Origin of the sequence: uncultured Mycobacterium sp., assembly GCF_964249325.1 — a bacterium.
Taxonomy (GTDB): domain Bacteria; phylum Actinomycetota; class Actinomycetes; order Mycobacteriales; family Mycobacteriaceae; genus Mycobacterium.
Genome location: NZ_CAXUCH010000369.1, coordinates 1 through 2,972 on the forward strand (window position 1 = coordinate 1; position 2,972 = coordinate 2,972).

Annotated in this window: 3 protein-coding genes and 1 pseudogene; 1 reads left to right on the top strand and 3 read right to left on the bottom strand. The window is 64.1% G+C overall.

What is annotated here, in order from left to right:
* Positions 1 to 256: 256 nt before the first annotated feature.
* Positions 257 to 481 carry a hypothetical protein gene (locus ACFE99_RS24600; protein ID WP_375489426.1) on the bottom strand — a complete coding sequence of 75 codons (225 nt, stop codon included), beginning with the start codon at positions 479 to 481 and terminating at the stop codon, positions 257 to 259.
* 150 nt (positions 482 to 631) lie between these two features.
* On the opposite strand from ACFE99_RS24600, the pseudogene ACFE99_RS24605 reads away from it, so the two are divergent.
* Positions 632 to 868 (top strand): annotated as a pseudogene (locus ACFE99_RS24605) (sterol carrier protein domain-containing protein); the annotation flags it as partial.
* 74 nt (positions 869 to 942) lie between these two features.
* On the opposite strand, the gene ACFE99_RS24610 reads toward ACFE99_RS24605, so the two are convergent.
* Entirely contained in the window at positions 943 to 2,535 is a 1,593-nt protein-coding gene (locus tag ACFE99_RS24610; protein WP_375489428.1) for a phytoene desaturase family protein, read from the bottom strand.
* A partial coding sequence (locus ACFE99_RS24615; RefSeq protein ID WP_375489430.1) for an SRPBCC family protein occupies positions 2,535 to 2,972 on the bottom strand: 438 nt, incomplete at its 5' end. The genes ACFE99_RS24615 and ACFE99_RS24610, both read right to left, overlap by 1 nt.

Below are 2,972 nucleotides of genomic sequence, written 5' to 3' on the forward strand. Positions count from 1 at the left end.
CGACAATGCCCCACGCACCACCCATGACTTGACACCACCTACAGCCAGCTAGTCACAGCCGAGCCGCCGAATTGCCGGCAACCGTTCTGGTGTCCGGATGTCGGCGGTGGCGTACCACTAAGTGCCGACTGCAGAAATCGTTACAACTTTTCCCGTGCTAATTACTCAGGTTCGTCGCGCGGTAGATCGAGATTAGGTCGAGTCCACAACGAATTGGTGGGGTCAAAAAGCGCCTGGCACGGCATGGCGCTGCTGCTCACCGGCCCCTGATCGAGAACTGGCGCGAGCCCTCATCGATATCAGCAGTCCCGGCGTCGTCCTCTGTGGTGTTTCTCGGTGCAGTGATCAACGGGACTTCCACACCTTTTTGAAAGGACAAAGCCGTACTTTGAATCACCACCGCGGCAGCAAGCAGGCCTACCCATAGCCAGGCTTCACCCGGACCGATATGCGCGGCCGTATTTGTCTCAGGCAACGCCATGACGGAACGTATATCGCCGAGATACTATGTCAGCCGTCAGCGTCGCACCGCCAAATTGGTTGCCGGTTTTCGCGAATTGATCGCCGGATCGGTGCCGTGGCGCACATCGACGTCCGCCAGCCCGTGGGACTACACGCTCGACGCCAGGCCGCCGGCGGACGATTCCTGCTGCAGACTCGTGACGGTGTGGGGAAATGCACGCCGCATGACGGGCCCGCGGACGTCAAACTCGGCCTCGGTGAACTGGCAATGATCTACATGGGTGCGCATCGAGCGTCCGAACTTCACCGAGCGAACCGCATCACGGAATTGCGCAGCGGTGCGCTACGCAATCTGGATGCCGCCTTCGCTACCGAACGGGTACCGTACTGCGGCACGCTGTTCTGATACGGGTATCAAGTGTGGACTTACAACACGCTTGCCACGAATGCCCCTGACGCAAACCCACCTTCGACGATGGGCTATTTCGTCAGCAGCGAGAGCACGGTGCGGGTCAGCTTGCGCCGCGGCCAGCCGGTCCAGCCGTCGGCCGCTAACGCCGCGTTGGCGGCGTTGCGGCCGCAGGCGCCGTGCACCGATCCTCCCGGTGTAGCTGACGCGCTGCCCAGATACAGCCGCTCGACGGGTGTTTCGGCTCGGCCCATCCCCGGCGCGGGACGAAAGACCAGCATCTGCTGCAGTTGCGCGGTTCCGCCGTTGAGCGCACCGAGATGCAGATTCGCGTCACTGGCTTCCAGATCCGACGGGCGTTGCACCGATCGGTCAACCACATGCGACCCGAAGCCGGGAGCATGTTCTTCGATGACGTGGTCCACCGCTTTGGCCAGCCGTTCGGCTGAGTCGTCGTCGGCGACATTGCGCGGCAGATGTGTGTAAGCCCAAACACTTTCGGTGCCAGCCGGCGACCGGATCGGGTCGGCTGTGGTGGTTTGACCCAACAGCATGAAAGGATGTTCGGGCACCACCCGGGTGTTCAAATCGGCCATCCAACGCACTAACCCGTCCCCGTCGGCGCCGAGATGAACAGTGCCGACATGAGCTAAACTCTCTGCGCGCCAGGGAATCTTGCCGTCGAGCGCATAGTTGACCTTCACCACCGGCGGGTCCCAGACGAAATGCTCGAGCTCATCACGCAGACCAGCCGGGACGGCATCCGGTGGCAGCATGTCGCAAAACAGCCGCGGTGCGGTGACGTCGGCCACCACCGCACGGCGAGCCCGCACCGTTCGCCCGCCGCTGGTGGTCACCCCGACCGCCCGGCCACCTCGCACCTGGATCGTCGCGACGTTCTGATTGCACTCGATCTGTGCGCCGGCCGAGCAGGCCCGGTTGACCAGTGCTGCGGTCAATTGACCCGAACCACCGACCGGAACAGGCCATCCGACGTCTTGGCCGAGCATCGTCATCAGGAAACCGAACACGCCGCTGCCGGGCGCATCCGGCGGGACGTCGGCATGCATTGCATTGCCCAACAACAATAATCGCGGTGCCGCTCCGTCGAAGAGCTGCTCCACCATGGTGTTGGCCGGCTGCACCACCAGGTGCGCCAGCCGAACCGCATCCGACGTGCCGAGTTTGAGCAGCAGCCGGATCGTCGGAAACACCGGCGGGAACGGCGACAGCATTGCGTCCAGCAGCGGCGATTTGATCTTCTCCCACAACGTAACTATCCGCCACCAGTTTTCGCCGTCGGCTGGTTCCCTGCGCTCGAATTCTGTTGCGGTGCGGGCCGCGTCGCGGTAGAGGATGGGCGGATCGTCGTCGGTTGCGCTGGCCGGATGGGCGACGACCGCCGGTGCGTGCGACCACCGCAGCCCGTGGTCCTCCAGGTGCAGCGCGGCCATCGCCGGCGAGGCGACCGTCATCGGATAGAAGGAGCTGAACAAGTCGGTGACGTAACCCGGCGTCAGCTCGGCGCTGCGCACGGCCCCGCCGGGTTCTGGCTGAGCTTCCAGCACCAGCACGTCCCAGCCGGCGTCGGCTAGCATCGCCGCGGCAACCAGACCGTGGTGTCCGGCACCGATGACAATCGCGTCGACGGCTTCCGCCGTCATCACTTCACCTGGCTCGGCTCGAGGCGCTCGGCAAGCGCAGTCAGCCGCAAGATGCACTCGCGGTTGCGGGGATGGATGGCCATCAGTGTCAGCTGGTCGGGAATGAAGCGGATCGGTCCTTCGACCGGCACTTCGATCATCTCGACCCGGCAGCCGGTCGGTGTCTCGTGGAGGCGCATCGTTATCCGCGCTGCGCCGAACAACCCGAGCCCCGCGCGCAGCACCAGCTCACGCAGCGGCTCGCAACTTTCGACCTCGGTCTGGTCGTTGATCACCAGTGGCCACACCCCGATCGAGTGCCGGATAACAGAACCCGGCTCAGGCCAGTTCGAGTCGACGGCACGAGTACGGCTGTTGCCGACCACCCATTGGGTGTACGTCCACCCGTTGGCCAGCACGTCCCAGACTTGCTGGCATGAGGCGCGCACATCCCGCGT